This is a genomic window from Nocardioides faecalis, assembly GCF_018388425.1.
Lineage (GTDB): Bacteria > Actinomycetota > Actinomycetes > Propionibacteriales > Nocardioidaceae > Nocardioides > Nocardioides faecalis.
On record NZ_CP074406.1, the window covers coordinates 991,586 to 1,008,527 of the forward strand.

Here is a 16,942-nt window from a genome sequence, read left to right on the forward strand (position 1 = left end):
GTAACAATCGCCCGCTGGCGGTAGGGTGGCTACCGGCACAGTGTCGTGCACGAGACCCGCGATCCCCCCGTGAGGTCCGCTTCCCGAACCGCACGATCCTGCGAAGGACATCGCCGTGAGCCCCCAGTCTGCACGTCCCGTCGTACTCATCGCCGAAGAGCTGAGCCCCGCCACCGTCGAGGCGCTGGGCCCGGACTTCGAGATCCGCCACTGCAACGGTGCCGACCGCGCCGAGCTGCTGCCCGCCATCGTCGACGTGGACGCGATCCTGGTCCGCTCCGCGACCAAGGTCGACGCCGAGGCGCTTGCCGCCGCCAAGCGGCTCAAGGTCGTCGCCCGCGCCGGTGTCGGCCTCGACAACGTCGACGTCAAGGCCGCGACCCAGTCCGGCGTGATGGTCGTCAACGCGCCGACCTCCAACATCGTCTCCGCCGCCGAGCTCGCCGTCGCGCTGATGCTCGCCGCCGCCCGCCACGTCTCGCCGGCCCACGCCGCACTGCGCAACGGCGAGTGGAAGCGCTCGAAGTACACCGGCATCGAGCTGTACGAGAAGACCGTCGGCATCGTCGGCCTCGGCCGCATCGGCGTCCTGGTCGCGCAGCGCCTGGCCGCGTTCGGCATGAGCGTCATCGCCTACGACCCCTACGTGCAGCCCGGCCGCGCCGCCCAGATGGGCGTGCGCCTGGTCGACCTCGACACCCTGATGGCCGAGTCGGACTTCATGTCCGTGCACCTGCCCAAGACCCCCGAGACCGTCGGCCTGATCGGCGCCGAGGAGCTGGCCAAGGCCAAGTCCTCGCTGGTGCTCGTCAACGCCGCCCGCGGTGGCATCGTCGACGAGGCCGCGCTGTACGACGCGCTGAAGACCGGCAGCATCGCTGCCGCCGGCCTCGACGTGTTCGCCAAGGAGCCGTGCACCGACAGCCCGCTGTTCGAGCTCGAGAACGTCGTCGCCACCCCGCACCTGGGCGCCTCCACCGACGAGGCGCAGGAGAAGGCCGGCATCGCCGTGGCCAAGTCCGTGCGGCTCGCGCTCTCCGGTGAGCTCGTCCCCGACGCGGTCAACGTCCAGGGCGGCGTCATCGCCGAGGACGTCCGGCCCGGCATCGGCCTCACCGAGAAGCTCGGCCAGGTCTTCACCGGCATCGCCGGCGAGGTCGCCCAGCAGCTCGACGTCGAGGTCCGCGGCGAGATCGCCGAGCACGACGTCAAGGTGCTCGAGCTCGCCGCCCTCAAGGGCGTGTTCAGCAGCGTCGTGGAGGACCAGGTCTCCTACGTCAACGCCCCGCTGCTCGCCGCCGAGCGCGGTGTCGCGGTGCGGCTGGTCACCGACTCCGAGAGCCCCGACCACCGCAACCTGATCACCCTGCGCGGCACGCTCGCCGACGGCACCCAGATCTCCGTCAGCGGCACCCTGGTCGGCATCAACCAGCGTGAGCGCCTGGTGGAGGTCAACGGCTTCGACATCGACATCGAGCCGACCGACCACATCGCGTTCTTCACCTACGTCGACCGGCCCGGCATGGTCGGCACCGTCGGCCAGGTCCTCGGTCAGGCCGACGTCAACATCGCCGGCATGCAGGTCTCGCGGGAGACCAAGGGCGGCGAGGCGCTCGTCGCGCTGTCCGTCGACTCCGCCATCCCGGCCACGATCCTCGCCGAGATCGAGACCGCGATCGAGGCCACCTCGATTCGCGCCGTCGACCTGGTCTGAGCCAGCCCGGCGCGACCGCGTCGTCACGAGACCCCGCCGCACGGACCCTTCGGGCCCGCGGGCGGGGTTTCGTGCGCCTGCGGCGCGGGCGACGCGCTGCCGCGCTCGCGGTTGCCTTCGAGGGAGTTGAGTCGGTCTGGCGGCAAGACGGGGCTGAACTGCGCGAGCGCGTCGCCGCGGTTGGCTTTCGTAGGTCCTGTCGTGGTCTGGCGGCAAGACGGGGTTAAACCGCGCGAGCGCGTCGGCTACGGAACCGGCGGCATCCGCAACCGCACGTGCAGCTGCCATGCCTCAGCGTGGTCCAGGCGCTTGCGCGTCAGCTCCTCCCATTCGACCGCCACCCCGAACGCCTCCAGGGCGTCGCTGTCCCAGAAGACCAGCTCCTCCCGCCTTTCCTCCGGCAGGCCTTCTCAGGCGGGGTGTCGGGATGACGCCCGCGCTGGTCCGGCGCCTCCCGTGTGCATGAGCGCGCCGAGAACCTCGACCTGGGCGCGCGACCGGCTGGAGCGCAGAACTTCCACGGCGCCTTCAGGCTGCTCGAGGACGGTGACGGATCGGTGACGCTGGACCGGGGGCTCGTCGCCGAGGAAGCCTGAACCCGCCGGGATCTCGGGATCTTCGGGGCTTCGCAGGCTCGCTCATGGCGACCCGTGTCTGCGTCACCACCAGCTGACCGTCTCCCGCAACGTCTCGTAGCCCACGCTCTCCTGGGCCAGCCGATGCCCGGAAGCAAGCAGGTCGGCGGCCTGCTTGCACACCTGCGCGTCTTCCAGCCAGCGAGCCATGGTCTGCGCGACGTCGGAGGGGACGGACGTCTGCCCCGGTTGTCGGACACCGGCGCTTAGGAGCGCGCGGTAAAGCGGCAGCGACGGACGCAACGGAGGCAGCCCTGCCGCGGTGGCCGCGACTGCAGCTGCAGAAGCGGTTTTCAACCCGCCCGCGTCCAGGTCTCCGAAGTACCACAGCCGGTCCGGTGGCGGATCCAGCTGAGTTGCGCCACCAATCGCGGCGGGCAGTTGGTTCCCGGTGCCGTATCCGACCGCCACCGCCGGTCGGCCGCCACGGACGCGTTCCCGGGCGACGGTGAGGACGCTGGCGTACGTTGCGTGGTTCTCGACGATCAGCAGGTCCACGACCGGTCCCGGCGGCCCGGTGTGCTGGGCGGTCAACGGCAGGGGTGCCACGTAACAGCGCAGCAGGTCAAGAGTCAGCGCGCCCGACGTGAACAGGCGGGTCCGCAGTAGGGAGTCGAGCCGCTTCTCGTTCCCGAACAGCTCAACCGAGCGTTCGCGATGCGGCACCACGGGCCGGACCGCGCCGCCCTCGCGGAGGAAAGGCTCGAGCCGTTCGAGGACCTCGAACTCGGAGTCGGTCGCTGCCATGGCGCCGGCGACGGCGAGCTCGGGACGCCAGACCCGAGCTGTTCCACGAGTACGCGTCGTCCGCTGGACGGACGGTCGCTCCACCCAGAAGGGCAGCGGCGGATCCAGGTGCCGCTCCCACCGAAGCGCGCTGCGCGGGACGGTCACCGTCCCGCGCCCGGTCAGCACCTCGATCGCGTTCGCCAGGTCGGCCCGGGCTGAGGAGTCGCTCGAGCCTGTTGGGTCGTGCCTGGCATGCGCGGCGCGGAGCACCTGCAACGGCACCCTGCGGACCTTGTGTGCATTGATCGCTACGGCCAGCGCGTCCGCGAGTCGTTCAACCAGCGATCCACCTCCCAGCTCGCTCCGGCTTGATGGCGCCGGCGGGGTGTCGCGGTTGTCTCCGAAGCTCGTCATGGGGTTGCCGTGAGTTCGATCGGAACCGGTGCAGAAGGCCGCGAGACGGTAACCCCGCTGACCTCTCCGACTCGGGAACCCGGTGCCGCCTCCAGTTGCACGTGCCCGTCGGTGGTTCCGACCGGCTTGCGGTTACGCAGCCGGATGAGGCGCCGGAACTGCAGCAGCGCACCCATGTCCTCCAGGCCGGTCGCGTACACCAGGTGAACCCGCTGCGCCTTCGCGACGGCGAGCTGTAACGCGACCAGCTGCGCGTTGCTGGCACGACCGAACGGGTTGTCCAGCATCAGCGTCCCGGTCGCTCCGCCGGCCCGGCCGGCCTGGCGCATCCGTGCGAACGCGCAGAACAGCAGGACGCACGTGGTCAGCTTCTCCCCGTCGGAGAACTTCGCTACCTCGGTCACCGGGACACGCTGGGCCACCATGTGCTCGTTCGGCTTGAGCACGGTGACGGTGAAGCCCTTCATTCCGACGGCAGCGTGCACGCAACGGCGCAGGATCGTCTCCCCAGTCGGGAGGTTCTTCGCCTCCATGCTGGTCGAGTCGAGCATCGAGACGATCTCCTGGGTGACGCGGCTTGCGAGCTCCTCGTCGCTGGGGTTGGTGAACCGCAGGTTGATGAACTGCTGGTCGGTGAGCTGCCCGAGCCCCGGCGGCAGCGTCGATGCCCGTGCCGCCGCGGAGATGCCCTTGAGCAGCTGCCGTACGTGGCTGGATACCACCTGGGCGATCCGCTGCTCGTCCCCGGAGATCTGATCCAGCAGCGCCTCCACCTCCCGCAGCCGTACAGCCACCTCCGCGGCGTACGTCGACGCCTGCTGGGCGAGGGCGGCCGGGTCGGAGTCGGTGAGCCGGTCCTTGAGCTTGAGCGGGAGACGCTGGTACGCCGGACGGGACGCCAGCTTGAACGCCTCGGCCGCCAACGCTGCCCGCAGCGTCAACGCTGCATCCACGTCGTCCCCGGCACGCTTGAGATCGGCGACGGCCGTGAGGACTTCCCGCCGCGCAGCGGCCAGGTCCCCGAGGAACGGCTCCGCGTCGGCGGGCGCGTCGCCGTCCGGCTCCGGCAGCCGGCCCGCCTGGTCGTTCAGCGACTCCGCCAGCGCCTCGTACTCCTTCGACCGGCCCTCGGCGGCTTCCTTCTCCTTGCCGAGCCGGGTCTCGGTCGCGCTCAGGGTTCCGCTCTGCGTCTCCAGCCGGGCCGCCTCGTCCTCCGCCTCCTCTGCGGTGCGGTCGCTCACGTCGTCCGGCACCTTCGGGGCACGGTCGGCTGCCTCGGTCGCGTCCTTCAGCACCTGGAGCGCGGCGTCGGCTGCGGCTTCGGCCTTCGCGGCGGCTGCAACCAGTCCGGTGTGGAGCCGGTCGGAGCGCGCGTGCTCATCCACGCACGCTGCCGCGGTGTACTCACCCGCACGGGCTTCGGCGTCGTTGCGGACCTCGCTGGGGTCGTCGGCCTGCGAGATCGCCTGGTCGGCACGCTGCCGGGCGCTCGATGCGGCGTTCACCTCCGCCAAAAGCTGAGCTTCGAGGACCGAGCCGGAGGAGGCTGCCTTCCATTCGTTGCGCAGTACCTCCCAGGTGGCGCGGCACTGGCCCAGGCCGGCGGCCTTCGCCTGCTCGACCAGGTGGCCGGCCGGCAGGCTCTCCGGTTCGACGAGGCCGACCTGGAGCAGGTCGCGGCGGTGGGCGGCGGCTTCCAGGCGCAGCTGCTGGGTCTGCAATTCGGCCTTGCTTGCCGCGCCCTGCTCCTGTGCCTGCTCCTCACGCAGCCGGGTGTCCTGCCGCGTGAGCTCAGCGATGCCGTCCTCCGCTTCGGCGGCGGAGGTCCGGTGTCCGGACATCGTGTTCTCGGAGTCAGTGAGCGTCGCCGCGGTCGCGGCGCGGCCGAGGTGCTGCTGCTCGAGGCGTCGCGCTTCGGCAGCGGCCTTCTTCGCAGCCTCCCGGTCCTCCTTCGCCTGGTCCCGGGCCTGGGTCTGGGCCTCCTGCTCGACCCGGGCGTTCTCGACGGCGTCCGCCGCTGAGCGGGTCAGGGCTTCGGCGCGGGTCAGGGAGTCCGCGTCGGGCCATTCGGCGAGGAACTCGGCCAGCTCGGTCAGCAGCTGCCGGTCGGCGCGGGCCCGCTGCTGGAGCGTGGCCTGCCGGGTGCGGCGCCCTTCGCCGCGGGAGCGCAGCTGCTCGGCTGCCGCTCCGGCCGCGGACGGGGAGTGCAGGCCGGTGTGCAGCGGCACCGACGGGATCGGCGCCGGGTCGGCGGCGTCGCGGGCACCGTCGGCCACCTCGGTCGCAGTGACGACGGGAACGTGGACGAGGACGGGGGAGGAGGCCAGGAGGACCAGGGCCCGGTCGCGTGCGGCTCCGTCCTGGACGACGACGCCGGAGGCGATGTCGGGACGGGCAGCGGCGAGTGTGGCGCGCTCGGCCTCCTGGTAGTCGCGTGCCAGGACGGTCCACGCCGGCTGGGCGGGCACGCCAGCGCTGGTGAGCTCGTCGGCGGCGGTGCTGGTCGCGGCCGGTGCGGGCAGCAGCCCGGTGGCGTCCACCCCGGAGATGAGCCGCTCGTCGTCGGCGGCCGCGACCGCTTCGCGCAGCGCGTGCTCGTCGGCGTCGAGAGCGGCTGCGGCCAGCGCGTGCCGCACCCGGGACGCGTCTCCCCACACGTCGGGGTTGTCGGTCTCGGCGAGCGCGACGAACCGCGGGTTCCCGCTGATCTTGCCGTACGCGACGCGCAGTCGGGCAAGCTCGGCGCCGGACTGCGACGCCTCAGCCAACCGGCGGGCGTGGTCGCCGGCGGATTCGGCGACCGCGTCCGCGGCAGCCTCGTAGGCCTGCTGGGCACGAGCTTCCTCCTCCTCGAACCGGCGCGCGTCGCCGGCGGCCGCTTGGGCGGCATCACTGTGCCGCTGGTGCGCGGAAGCCGGATCCTCGGCCGCCTCGAGGACGCCGTTGCGCCGCGCCGCGGCCATCTCGCGGCCGTGCTGCTCCAGCAGGGCGCGTGCGCTGGCCAGTTGTGCGTGCAGCCGGTTCCCTTCCTGCTCCAGCTCCCGGAGCCGGGCGCCGAGACCGGACGCTGTTTCCCGGTGCGCGCCTGCTTCGCGCTCGGTGTCCCCGGCGCGGTTCTCGAGCTGCTCGGCAGCGGAGGTGAGGAGGTCGCGGACAGCGGAGGCGTAGGTGTCGACGCGCTCGCGCAGCGCGGCGCGTTCGGCACGCTCAGGTGCCAGCCGCTCGCGCAGTACCTCGGCCGCCGCGTCGTGCGCGGCCGCCTCGGCCAACGGGCCGGCAGCAGCCCATGCGAGTGCGTCGGCGTGGGCTTCCTTCGCAGTCCTGGCCGCGGCCGTGTGCGCTGCAACCGCTTCGGTGTGGCGCAGTCCGGCGGCGTGGTGGGCGAGCTTGGCGCGCAGGCCGTCGACGCGGCCGCGTTCGCGGCGCGCCTCGCTGACCTGCTCACCCAGCGCACGGGCCTGCTCGGCGGCGACCGTGGCGGCGGTGGCCGTGCGGACCGCGGCTTGGACCAGCGATGCCCGCAGCCGGGACGCGGCAGCCTGGGTGTGCGCCAGGTCGGCGCGTGCGCCGGTGAACTGGTCGTGGACGGCGACGAGCTCGCTGAGCAGCCCGGTCGCCTCAGTGAGGAACGCCCGCTCGGTTAGCAGGGCGGGCCGCCGGAACAGGTTCCTGGCGTGGCTGGTGACGACCTTCCCGCAGTCGGCTGCCTGGTTCGGGGCAGCGATGACGTCGACGACCAGGTCGATGAAGTCGCGGACGGTGTTGAAGTTGAACACCTTCGCGATCCCGCCTTCGGAGGTGTTCATCCGTGCCTGGTAGCGGTACAGGGCGGTGTCGATGCGCAGGAGGTCGAGCTGCTCCTCCCATGCGGCCTGGGTGCCGGCGATGCGGACCTGCAGCTCGGGGTGCTGGGCGTTCAGCGCGCGGAGCCGGTCCCGGAACTGGGAGAGGGTCAGCAGCCGCCCGTCGCGGACCGGCAGCGTCGCCAGGTCCAGCACGCCGGGGATCGGGACCGCGGACCACCAGAACTTGTTCAGGGTCGCGTCCTGCTCCAGCGTCGGTCGGCGCCGTTCGGGCCACTCGTAGACGGCGCCGGTCAGCAGCCGGTTCTGCCCACCCAGCAGCGTCTGGTCAGCGGCAGCCCATTCGATGACGGTGTGGGAGGTGTCGCCGGACCCGACGTAGTCGTTGAGGCGGCGCGGCCGCTTCTCCCCGTCCTCGCGGCCGGCGCCGGTGAAGTCGCGGGCCGCGGGAAGGACGACCGCGGACTTCAGTGACATCAGCGACGACTTGCCGCCGCCGTTGGGAAGCCAGATGACGGTTTCGACCGGCTCCCCGTCGTCGTTGAACGGCAACGTCAGGTCCCGGAACCGGGCCGACTTCTCCCCGATGGAGATGTAGCGGACCGCGAGCGTCTGCCAGGTCATGCGTCCTCCTCGCCCGCAGCGCCGGCGGCGGGAACAGGCGCCGGCGCGGTCGCCGGCAGGTCGGTTGCTGTGCTGCCCGTCGAGCCCGTCGTGCCGCCGGGGGTGCTGGCCGGGTCGACGAAAGACGGGGGACGGCCCGGGACGGGCCAGCGGGCGTCGGGGTCACGCTGGTCGGGCAGTTTCTCGTCGACGCGGGCCAGGGCAGCGAGCGCCTGGTACCCCTCGAGCGCGGCGGAGGAGGCGACCTGGTGCCGGTACCGTTCGAGCAGCTGGAACCGACCGTCGCCGTCCTTGCCGACCGGACGCGCGAGACCGTGGTCGACCAGGTCCTGCAACGCTCGGTACACCCAGTAGGCGGTGCACTTGGTCGAGACCCGACCGGCGCCGCGGCCCTTCCCGCCGACGTCGGTGGCCGGCATCTGGTCCCATTCGGACCAGGCGGTGTCGACGCCGGCTGCCAGGGACAGGTCGACGATGTGGTCCCCGGCGCCGGAGGCGTCCTGGGCCACCTTCTCGCCCCGTTCCCGCAGCTGGGTGCACGAGCGTCGGATGAAGTCCTCGCACGGCAGCACGTCGACGTAGCGGACCGACGGGTCGTGCAGGTCGTCCGGGTGCGGGTAGGCGTACGCGGCGATGCCCAGGTGGGCCAGGCCGCGCAGGACGCGGGCTTTGTCCTTGGTCCAGGTGGCTGCCTCCCCGGAGAGCCGGTAGGCGAAGATCGACTCGCGGCGTGAGGTGAGCACCAGCCCGAGGTCGCCGGCGTGCAGGACGCGCAGGTTCATCCCGTCCAGGAACCCCTCCACCAGGGAGCGGAAGATGGTCTCGTCCAGGTAGCGGCCGACGAGGCGGCCGTAGTCGCCGTCCGCGCCGGGTCGGGCCTTGGGCCGCAACGCGTAGGCGATGAGCTGCCCGGCGTCGCGGGCATCGGAGCTGGCGGTCACGAGGGGTCCCTTCGCAGGTGGTCGGGCAGGACGGCCGGTTCGGGCGCCGGCTCGTCGCCGAGGAGGATCGCGTCGGCGCTGTCGCGGTCCATGCACACGATCAGGTCGTCCCCGTCCCAGCCGTCTCCCTTGAGCGGCGTCCCGTCGGAGACGCATGCGGCGCCGGGCCCCAGGACGTGGAGCAGGTGGGCGGCCGCGGCCGGACTCCGCGGGGACGCAGCCGTACCGGGTCCGGCCGCGGCCGGGTCGTCGTCCTTGACCCATCCGCCCGGTTGCGGGTCGGGGTCCGAATCGCGGCTGGAGTTGTCGAACCCCCGAAGCGCCGCGGCGACGAACAGGTCTCCGACGGCGGCTGCGGTGCCCTCCGCCGGGTCGGCGGCCGCGATCAGGGTGGACAGGCGTGCCGGCAGCGGGACGCGGTCCAGGACCCGGTGCGCCCGGTCGACGAGGGCAGCGTCGACGAGAGGAGTGGGGTCGTCGCGGAACTCCACCTCTTCCTCGGTCGCCTCCCGGACGTCCTCGTCGCTGGCGCGCCGCGGATGGATGAGCGCCTCGACGAAGTCGCCCCAGTTCAGCACGACCGGGGTCACCGGACCCATCACGGCGGCCAGGTACAGGCCCGCGACGTGCTCGGCGTCGGCGATGTGCAACCCAAGGGCCGGGACGAGGAGGTCGTCGGTCAGGTCGAACTCGACGGTCGCGGCCAGGGGCCGGAACATCTGGTCGTCCTGCGCGTCGAGGAACCGGCCTCGGGCACCGACGAGACGCTCGAGCAGCAGGGTGTGCAGGTGCCGGGATTCGGTGAGCATTCTGGTCAGAGCGGCGGAGATCTTCGCGCGCCGCTCGGCGGTCGCGGGCGTTCCCCGGTCGCCGGCGGCGTTCTCGGTGATCCCTCCGGCGACGTGGTCGAGCAGCCGCGTCTCGCGGGTCAGGCACTCGTTGAGGTGGTCCAGGGCGTCGTTGATGAGGCGCGGCGCGGCGGCTGCCCAGTCGGTACCGGGGAGGTATCGCTCGGTCTCGGCGAGCAGCTCCTCGATCTGGACCAGGTAGGCAGCGGACAGGCGGCGAGCCTGGAGAGCGGTCATGTGGGCGGCGTCCAGCTCGCCGCGGTGCAGCTGGCGTTCCAGGACGGTCTCCAGCGCGGTCTGCTGGTCCTCGATCGGGATGTCCAGGCCACTGACGAGCGCGTTGATCGCGTCCGCGGACGCCTCCAGGTACACCACCCCGGTGTGCGGGTCCTCCGCTTCGCGCAGCAGCCAGAACGAACGCGGCACCGACGCGGCGGCCACCTCGCCGTTGGGTCCTTCGGCGTAGACCATCGACGGCAGGGAGAACTGACGTTCCCGCATCCTCCGGTTCGTGAGCCCGTCCAGGACGTGCGCGGCTGCGGCGCGACACGCCTGTGCGCCGGCGGCGGGGGACTGGACGGCAGCAATCCCGGACAGCAGGTCGACAACCTGGTCGGGCATGGTCCGTTCGGGGAACCCCTGGCGGGCGATGACGGCATCGAACGCGGCAAGGACGAGCGCGCGGACGTCGAAGGCCTCCAGGCCGGAACCGGACCTGCCGGCACGGTCGACCAGATCGTGAACCGGGACGCTGCGCAGGAGCGCGTCCCGCCGCTTCCCGAACGTCGGGTCCAGGACGACGTCACGCACTTCGAGCGCAGGAACCACCGGCGGGACGTCGGCGTCGTCGAGGGAGTCGGCGGCTAAGAGGCCGTCGAAGTCCAAGTCGTCCACAACGCACCCCTCTCCTTACCGGCTTCAGTGCGGGCTCTCGCGTGGCCCGCTCTGAAGGCTAGGAGCCACTGCCGACACAAAACCGGTGATTCGCCGGATCAGCCGTCTCGCGCCGGTCGCGATCCGCTCATGTCCCGCCTGCAAACGACAGTGGAGCCGCCGTTCAGCGTGCGTCGGCTCCGGGTGCCGGGGTCGGCGGTGGTCCAGCCGCTGGCGTCAGCCGACGAGGGGCTTGGCTCGGTGAGTGCGACCTGTGCCCGAGGACGTGGCGCTGGAGGGACCGTCCCTTGGGCGGTGGCTGCTCGATGCGGGTGGGGAGTTGCTGCGCGCTTCTCGCGTCCCAATCTTGAGGTCGGGGGTACGGGCTTCTGGTCGGCCGCGGCGCGTGAAGGCCCGTGAGCGGAGTCAGAAGGGGGAGGTGGCTGCCTGGTTGTTGAGCCACGCGGTGAGCTGCCCGATGGGGCGCAAGGGTGCGCCGACTCTGATTCCGGGTTTCCCATACACGCGTACGCGGGTGATGGCCGCCTACGTCTTCACGCCTCGCCGCCAGCCCTCAAACCCCACCACCCCACGGGGCGTACCTCTGATCTGCCCGAGCTGCTACCGGTTGCCCGACCCGGACCTGGCCGACTTCTACTGCCGGCCACCTACGTCGACACCCTCTGGAACGGCCCCACGGACACCGTCCACTCCAACCTCCGAACAGCATCAGCGACTGTCGCCACCAGGGACGCGCAGTACCGTCCCAGCGGACGCATTGTCGGGCACCGATCGGTCGTCAACATCCAGGAGGCGGCTGAACGCCTAGGCATCACTGACCGGGCCCTGCGCGTATGGGTCCATGACGCCGACGCCCCGCTGCCCGTTCAGCGGATCACCGGACGCGGAGGGATGAAGTACGCAGTGACCGGGGCCGTGCTCACCGAAGCGATGAACGACCCCAGGCTCCCAGACCTGCGTCGAGCCTCGCCCCGACCGCAATCCGGCGACGTCGATGACTACCTGACCCTCGCCCAGGTCGCCGAAGCCACCGGCGTCGCCGAGCACTACCTGCGCAAGCGCGCACTGGCAGGTCTGCTGGGGACCATAGAGCACAAGAACCTCAGCCGCACCGGGCACGCCAGCCTCGTCGTGCCCCACACCGTGCTCAACGCCGAGGACCCGAAGGCCGGAACCGATGCGCTCCCCGCTGAGTGGATCGCACGCCACCAGGCGGACCTGCTCCTGATGAGCGAGGCCGCCGAGGCGCGCGGATTCGCACCCCTGGGCGATCCGGAGGGCCGTCCGTGAGGGCAAGCTCCGCCGCCACCTCAGTGATGGCGGAACCCACCGCTTCCGGTCCGAGGAACTCGTCGAATGGGCAGCCAGCGGAGGCACCGCCCGCCTCACGGCGAAAGCAGCGGCCGCACGCGCCGGCGTCGACTACGAAGTGCTCCGCAGAGCGACCCTCGCCGGCGACCTGGACTGCGAGCGGACCGAAGGTGGCCACGCGCGCTACCACGAAGCCGAAGTCGACCGGTGGGCCGCACGCAGCTGAGGTACGCCGCGAGTTCGCCAGCGGGTGCGGGTTACCCGTGGGGGAGTTCTGCGTATCGGCGGATTCTGTCGTGGGTCTGCCGCACACTGGGCTTCCTGCCACCTGCTATCACGCACCAACGTCCGGAGGTTGCTCGCCGTGACCACCCCAGCCGTTCTGGCCCGCCGCCTGCAACGTCGTCGCCCGGACGGCCCACCCACCCCTGGGGGAGACCCGCACGTCGATGCTGACCGCAGTGCGCGACTGGACCGTCGGCGAGCGAAGAGGCGCAGCGAGTACAGATCGTTCCTGACCTTCGACGCCGACGACGGGTCGTTGCCCTTGGTCCTCCAGCAGGCCACGTCATGGCTGAGGGAGAAGGGGTTCGACGAGGCGCTGGAGGAGTCGGCCCTCTACGAGTCGAACTCCAAGGCGCTTACCGTCGTCCATCGGGAATCCTCACGGTGCCACGACGTTCGCATCCGGCTTGCCGAGCAGACCAGGACCGGACGGTGGGAGTCAGCGTTGACTGTGCACCTGCCGGACAGCGGTCAAGGATGGCTTACCTTGAGCGTCGCCAACGACCAGGGCATCGAGTCTGCTCCGCCGCGTCTTGCCTCACGTCTGCTCGACGTACTGGAAGCACGCGACGGGGATCTCGTCATGTCCTCAACCCCGGTCCTGGCCCGTGAAGAAGTCGTCGACGACTTGCTCGACCAGATCTGTGCTGAGGATCGTCACGGGTTGGTCTTCGTCGCGGCGACTGCCGAGGAGGACCCAATTCGCGGCCGGACCGTCGCAGATTTTCGCGAACGGGCCACCCGATGGGCGCGCGATGTCACAGGCCTCGCGCAGGTCGTCGTCCTCGATCCTCGAGCAACGGCGGAGTTCAACGCTGCGATGGGAGACTCCCACGGGATCCCGCTCTGGTCCATCCGCACCTATGCCCCGGAGCCGGATCCGGCCTGGGCCGCCGACGCCCCCAGGCACCGGATCTTCAGTGCCGCACGGCTCCACACCACCCGTGACGCCGACGTGGCGCGGACACTGGGGCACTCCGCGCGCGGGCATGCGCTGTCACGGCCCCTGCCCGCGTCGGTCGCCTCGGTGGACAGGTACCTGAGCCGTGCTCTCGACCGTCTCGTCCTCGATCGCATCTTCGACCCAGAAGCCCGTCGCCGCGTTGACCTAGTCACAGCACCCAAGATCGTCGACGGGGGCCCGGAGGTAGACGCCCCGGATGCGGTGACGGCCGCGGTCGAGTCAACGCCCATGGCGCCCGAACTGGAACCGGAGCCTGCACAGGACGGCTCCGGCGTTGCGCTCACGGCTCCCACTGCGCCCAATCCTGCCGGGTCGCCTGGCACCCGTGTCGTCGATAGGCCTTCGACTTCTGACGTCCCAGGGTCCCCCGAGACCACTGCTGTGGGCGCGGATAGGGAGCGGCACAAGGATGCGGGGTCCGCGGCGGGGGTGGCCGCTGCAGCCGGTCTCTTGGACGTGTTGCGCGAGCTCTTCGACATCGAAGAGGTTACGGAGCAGTCGCTGCGGGAGTTGCGGCGCGACTACCACGAGGCGAGGGTGCGCGCCGCGCACGCACAAGAGGTCGCCGAGCTCGCCCGGGAGGAGCTCGATCAGCGTCGTCAACAGCAAGAGGAACTGGAGGACGAGGGAGACTTCCTGCGCGAATACGCGACGGCTGCCGATGAACTGCGCGACGACGCGGACCTCCGTGCCCGCCGGGCAGCTGACGAAGCGCGATGGCTGCGCAAGCAGTTGGAGTCGTCCGGCCAGTACGACGTCGCGTACGGCATCGTCCCGCAGGAGGCCTTCACGAGCTATCCCGAGTCGTTCGCCGACCTGCTGGACCGGTTCGCGGACTTGGAACCGGCGGGCGTGCTGTTCACCGGTGATGCCGACGTCGTGCGGGGGCTAGATGACCATGACGCCTCCGGTCGGCTCGTGCGCGCGACGTGGGAATGCGCGCTCGCGCTGGCCGGGTATGTGGAGGCGAAACGCGAGGAGAAGGTGGCGAGCGGGGTTTTCGGGTACCTCACCGACCCGCCGTCGGGCTATGCCGTCGTGTCGCGGAACCGGTTCGCCCCGAAGGAATCGACCTCGACAATGAACAAGTTCGGAGCGGAGCGCATCTTCCCTGTACCCGAGACGGTCTGCGCAGGGGGGACCGCGACGATGGAAGCGCACTTCAAGGTAGGCACGCTCGGCATGGTCTCCCCGAGGATGCACTTCCACGACGCCACGGCGGAGGACGGCTGCGTGTACGTCGGTTACATCGGGCCGCACCTTCGCACAGAGGCAACCAACTGATCTGAGCGCTCCTGTGCTCAGCCTGGACGCCTCTGCGCCCGGGAAGTGGCGAGCGGAACAGGCCGGCTTCGACTCTCCGAATCGGCGTCACGAGTTGCCCTATCCAAGCGCCGGCACGCACCGGCGGCCCTGCGCGCATCACGGTGCCGCCGGCACCAGCCCGGCCCCACCCAGCCGTGTCCCCCCCTCGGGGTCGCGCCCCAGCGGGGCGATTACGACGGGGTGAGAACTGCTCGTCGTCGTAATCGAGGGTTTCCAGGTCCACCCGCTGGACGGTCTCGTCCGGGCCATCGTCGAGGGCGGAGAACGGGACCAAACGCTTCGGCGTCCAGGCCTTCTCGTCGGCGACATCGGCCTCAAACTGCTCGTCAGGCAGGTCCGGAAGCTCGAACCTCCCTTCTCCGGCTCCTCCGCTTCCCATTCGCGCATTGCTCCCGAGCGGGCGACGATGACCCGGTCAGGGACCTCACTCACCTCGATCTGCTCAGCGGCTACGAACTCGCCGTTCTGGTCCGGGTCCTCGTCGAGGAAGACGTACTCGGCCTTCTCGACCATCGGCATCCCTGCCTCGTCGAGGGCGATGTAGCGCAGGAACAGGTCCTCCCCGACGGGAGCCTGCACCCGCACCCTGACGCTCAGCAGGATCGCCCCGGTCCTTTTCTCCGAGCGGCACGTCGCCTCGACGGCTTGGACGGTCACGCCAGCCCCGGTCATGAGTTCCTCCTCGAACCTGACCGGTACCTCCACACCAGGCCACCAGGGCGGTGTACCCGGAAGGACTCGCGCCCACAGCTCCGAGACCCGTTGCCCCTTACGGCGGTAGGCCGACACCTTGATGTACGCCCTCCCTTCGGTGCGCCCGTACCCGGCCCGCGTCGACTCGGTCTCCTCCCAGCTCACCTCGCCGTTGACGTCGACCAGCGCCATCTCGACAGCTAGGTTCATGGGCGGGTCCATCGAGCCGTCCCGGTCGTTCAGGCCACCAGCACCGGGTCCGAGGTACCGCCCGACCGGGGAGGGCCGCCACGACCTGCCCGGACCACCGCCCACGCGGCGGCGATCCGGTCGACCGCGGTGCGCAGGTCGTCGGCGGCGACGGCGTACGGCAGCCGCAGGTAGCGGTCCAGCCCACCATCGGGGGCGAACGAGGGCCCCGGAGCGAGCAGGACGCCGTGCCGCTCGGCCTCGATCGCCAGTGCGGTGGCTCCCGGCTCCGGCAGGTGGCACCACAGCGCCATGCCACCGGCCGGCAGCCGGAAGGTGAGCTCGGGCAGTGACGTCGCCAGCGCCTCGGCGAGCGCGTTGCGTTGCTCGCGCAGCCGCCGCCGTTGCAGCTCGACGATGGCGTCGTGCTCGCCGGTCAGCAGCCGGAGCAGCACCAGCTGCTCCAGCACCGGAGCACCCAGGTCCAGGCCGACTCGGGCCCGGGTGAGCCGGTCCACCAGCCGGTGCGGAGCCCGGATCCAGCCCAGCCGGAGTCCGCCCCACACGCTCTTGCTGGCGCTGCCCACGCTGACCGACTCACTGCTCCAGGTGGCGAACGGCGGCAGCGCCTCGCCGTCGTCGAGCAGCAGCAGGTGGTGTGCCTCGTCGACCACGGCGACCGCGTCGTGGCGGGCCAGCGCGCACGCGTACCGCTCGCGCTCAGCGGCCGTCATCACCAGCCCGGTCGGGTTGTGGAAGTCCGGCATCACGTGCACCAGGCGCGGTCCGCGCCGGACCAGCACGTCCTCGACCGCCTCCAGGTCCCAGCCGGAGGGGTCCAGCCGGATCGAGAGCAGCCGGCCACCACCGGCGCGCAGCGCCTGCACGGCGTTCGGGTAGGTCGGCGACTCCACCAGCACCCGCTCCCGCGGACCGGCCAACGCGCTGCCGACGACCGCGGTCGCCGCCAGCGCGCCGGGGGTGACGATGATCTGCTCCGGCGTGGTCGGCAGCCCCCTGGCGTCGTACGTCGCGGCGATGGCGGCCTGCAGGTCCGGCATCCCGGCCGGGAAGTAGCCGTGCCCGCCGAGGTGGGCCGGCAGGTCCGCCGCGGCCTCGGCGTACGCCGCGGCGATCCCGGGAGGGGCAGTGGCCGCGGCACAGACCAGGTCGATCACGCCGTCACCGACGTCGGTGGGCCACAGCGCCCGGTCCAGGGCACGCACCGGACCGCCCGGCAGCCGGGTGAAGGTGCCGCTTCCCTGGCGCGCCTCGGCGAACCCCGTGTCCCGCAGCGCGGCGTAGGCACGGGTCACCGTGGTCCGGGAGACGCCGAGGGCCACCGTCAGGTCCCGTTCGCTGGGCAGCCGGGTGCCGTGCCCGATCCGGCCGTCCCCGATCAGCTCGCGCAGCGCATGCGCAAGGCCGGCGTAGGCCGGGCTCCGGTCGAACTCGCCGATCAGCACCGCCAGCCGGGTCGCCGACACCGACGTGGTCTGCAACATGGGCCGCTCCCAGGGTTCGAGGTGGCCTCTGACGATAGGGCCACTGTCCGCGGACTGGCTATTGGCC

At 71.3% G+C, this 16,942-nt stretch carries 11 protein-coding genes; 5 read left to right on the forward strand and 6 right to left on the reverse strand.

The features are described from left to right. The first annotated feature begins 115 nt into the window (after positions 1 to 115). The gene (gene serA, locus KG111_RS04570; protein ID WP_205290556.1) at positions 116 to 1,714 is read left to right on the forward strand and encodes a phosphoglycerate dehydrogenase; all 1,599 of its coding nucleotides are present in this window, start codon (positions 116 to 118) and stop codon (positions 1,712 to 1,714) included. A 458-nt stretch (positions 1,715 to 2,172) separates the two neighbouring features. After that, positions 2,173 to 2,310, forward strand: a complete 138-nt coding sequence (locus KG111_RS04575) for a hypothetical protein (protein WP_205290555.1) — start codon at positions 2,173 to 2,175, stop codon at positions 2,308 to 2,310. Between the two features lie 63 nt (positions 2,311 to 2,373). Here the strand turns inward: KG111_RS04575 and KG111_RS04580 are convergent, their stop codons facing one another. From KG111_RS04580 to KG111_RS04595, 4 genes are read right to left on the reverse strand one after another with little or no spacing between them, the layout of a single operon-like run. Then, on the reverse strand, positions 2,374 to 3,492 hold the full coding sequence (locus tag KG111_RS04580) for a hypothetical protein (RefSeq protein WP_205290554.1): 1,119 nt from the start codon (positions 3,490 to 3,492) through the stop codon (positions 2,374 to 2,376). Then, the gene (locus tag KG111_RS04585) at positions 3,489 to 7,919 is read right to left on the reverse strand and encodes a coiled-coil domain-containing protein (protein ID WP_205290553.1); all 4,431 of its coding nucleotides are present in this window, start codon (positions 7,917 to 7,919) and stop codon (positions 3,489 to 3,491) included. The genes KG111_RS04580 and KG111_RS04585 overlap by 4 nt, the downstream gene beginning before the upstream one ends. Beyond that, complete coding sequence (locus tag KG111_RS04590) at positions 7,916 to 8,860, reverse strand: hypothetical protein (protein ID WP_205290552.1); 945 nt, start codon at positions 8,858 to 8,860, stop codon at positions 7,916 to 7,918. The genes KG111_RS04585 and KG111_RS04590 overlap by 4 nt, the downstream gene beginning before the upstream one ends. Continuing rightward, a complete protein-coding gene (locus KG111_RS04595) occupies positions 8,857 to 10,602 on the reverse strand; it encodes a hypothetical protein (RefSeq protein WP_205290551.1) in 1,746 nt (581 codons plus the stop codon). Before KG111_RS04595 ends, KG111_RS04590 begins: the two co-directional genes overlap by 4 nt. Before the next feature lie 903 nt (positions 10,603 to 11,505). Between KG111_RS04595 and KG111_RS04600 the strand changes: the two genes are divergently transcribed. The 3 genes from KG111_RS04600 (at position 11,506) to KG111_RS04605 (ending at position 14,446) form a co-directional block, all read left to right on the forward strand. Continuing rightward, a complete protein-coding gene (locus KG111_RS04600) occupies positions 11,506 to 11,892 on the forward strand; it encodes a hypothetical protein (RefSeq protein WP_205290550.1) in 387 nt (128 codons plus the stop codon). Continuing rightward, the gene (locus KG111_RS18545) at positions 11,873 to 12,139 is read left to right on the forward strand and encodes a MerR family transcriptional regulator (RefSeq protein WP_372440135.1); all 267 of its coding nucleotides are present in this window, start codon (positions 11,873 to 11,875) and stop codon (positions 12,137 to 12,139) included. Before KG111_RS04600 ends, KG111_RS18545 begins: the two co-directional genes overlap by 20 nt. 138 nt (positions 12,140 to 12,277) lie before the next feature. After that, a complete protein-coding gene (locus tag KG111_RS04605; protein ID WP_205290549.1) occupies positions 12,278 to 14,446 on the forward strand; it encodes a hypothetical protein in 2,169 nt (722 codons plus the stop codon). Positions 14,447 to 14,584: 138 nt separating this feature from the next. On the opposite strand, the gene KG111_RS04610 is transcribed toward KG111_RS04605, so the two are convergent. After that, positions 14,585 to 15,403, reverse strand: a complete 819-nt coding sequence (locus KG111_RS04610) for a hypothetical protein (RefSeq protein WP_205290548.1) — start codon at positions 15,401 to 15,403, stop codon at positions 14,585 to 14,587. A 17-nt stretch (positions 15,404 to 15,420) separates the two neighbouring features. After that, positions 15,421 to 16,875, reverse strand: a complete 1,455-nt coding sequence (gene yczR, locus KG111_RS04615) for a MocR-like transcription factor YczR (protein WP_205290547.1) — start codon at positions 16,873 to 16,875, stop codon at positions 15,421 to 15,423. Positions 16,876 to 16,942 lie beyond the last annotated feature (67 nt).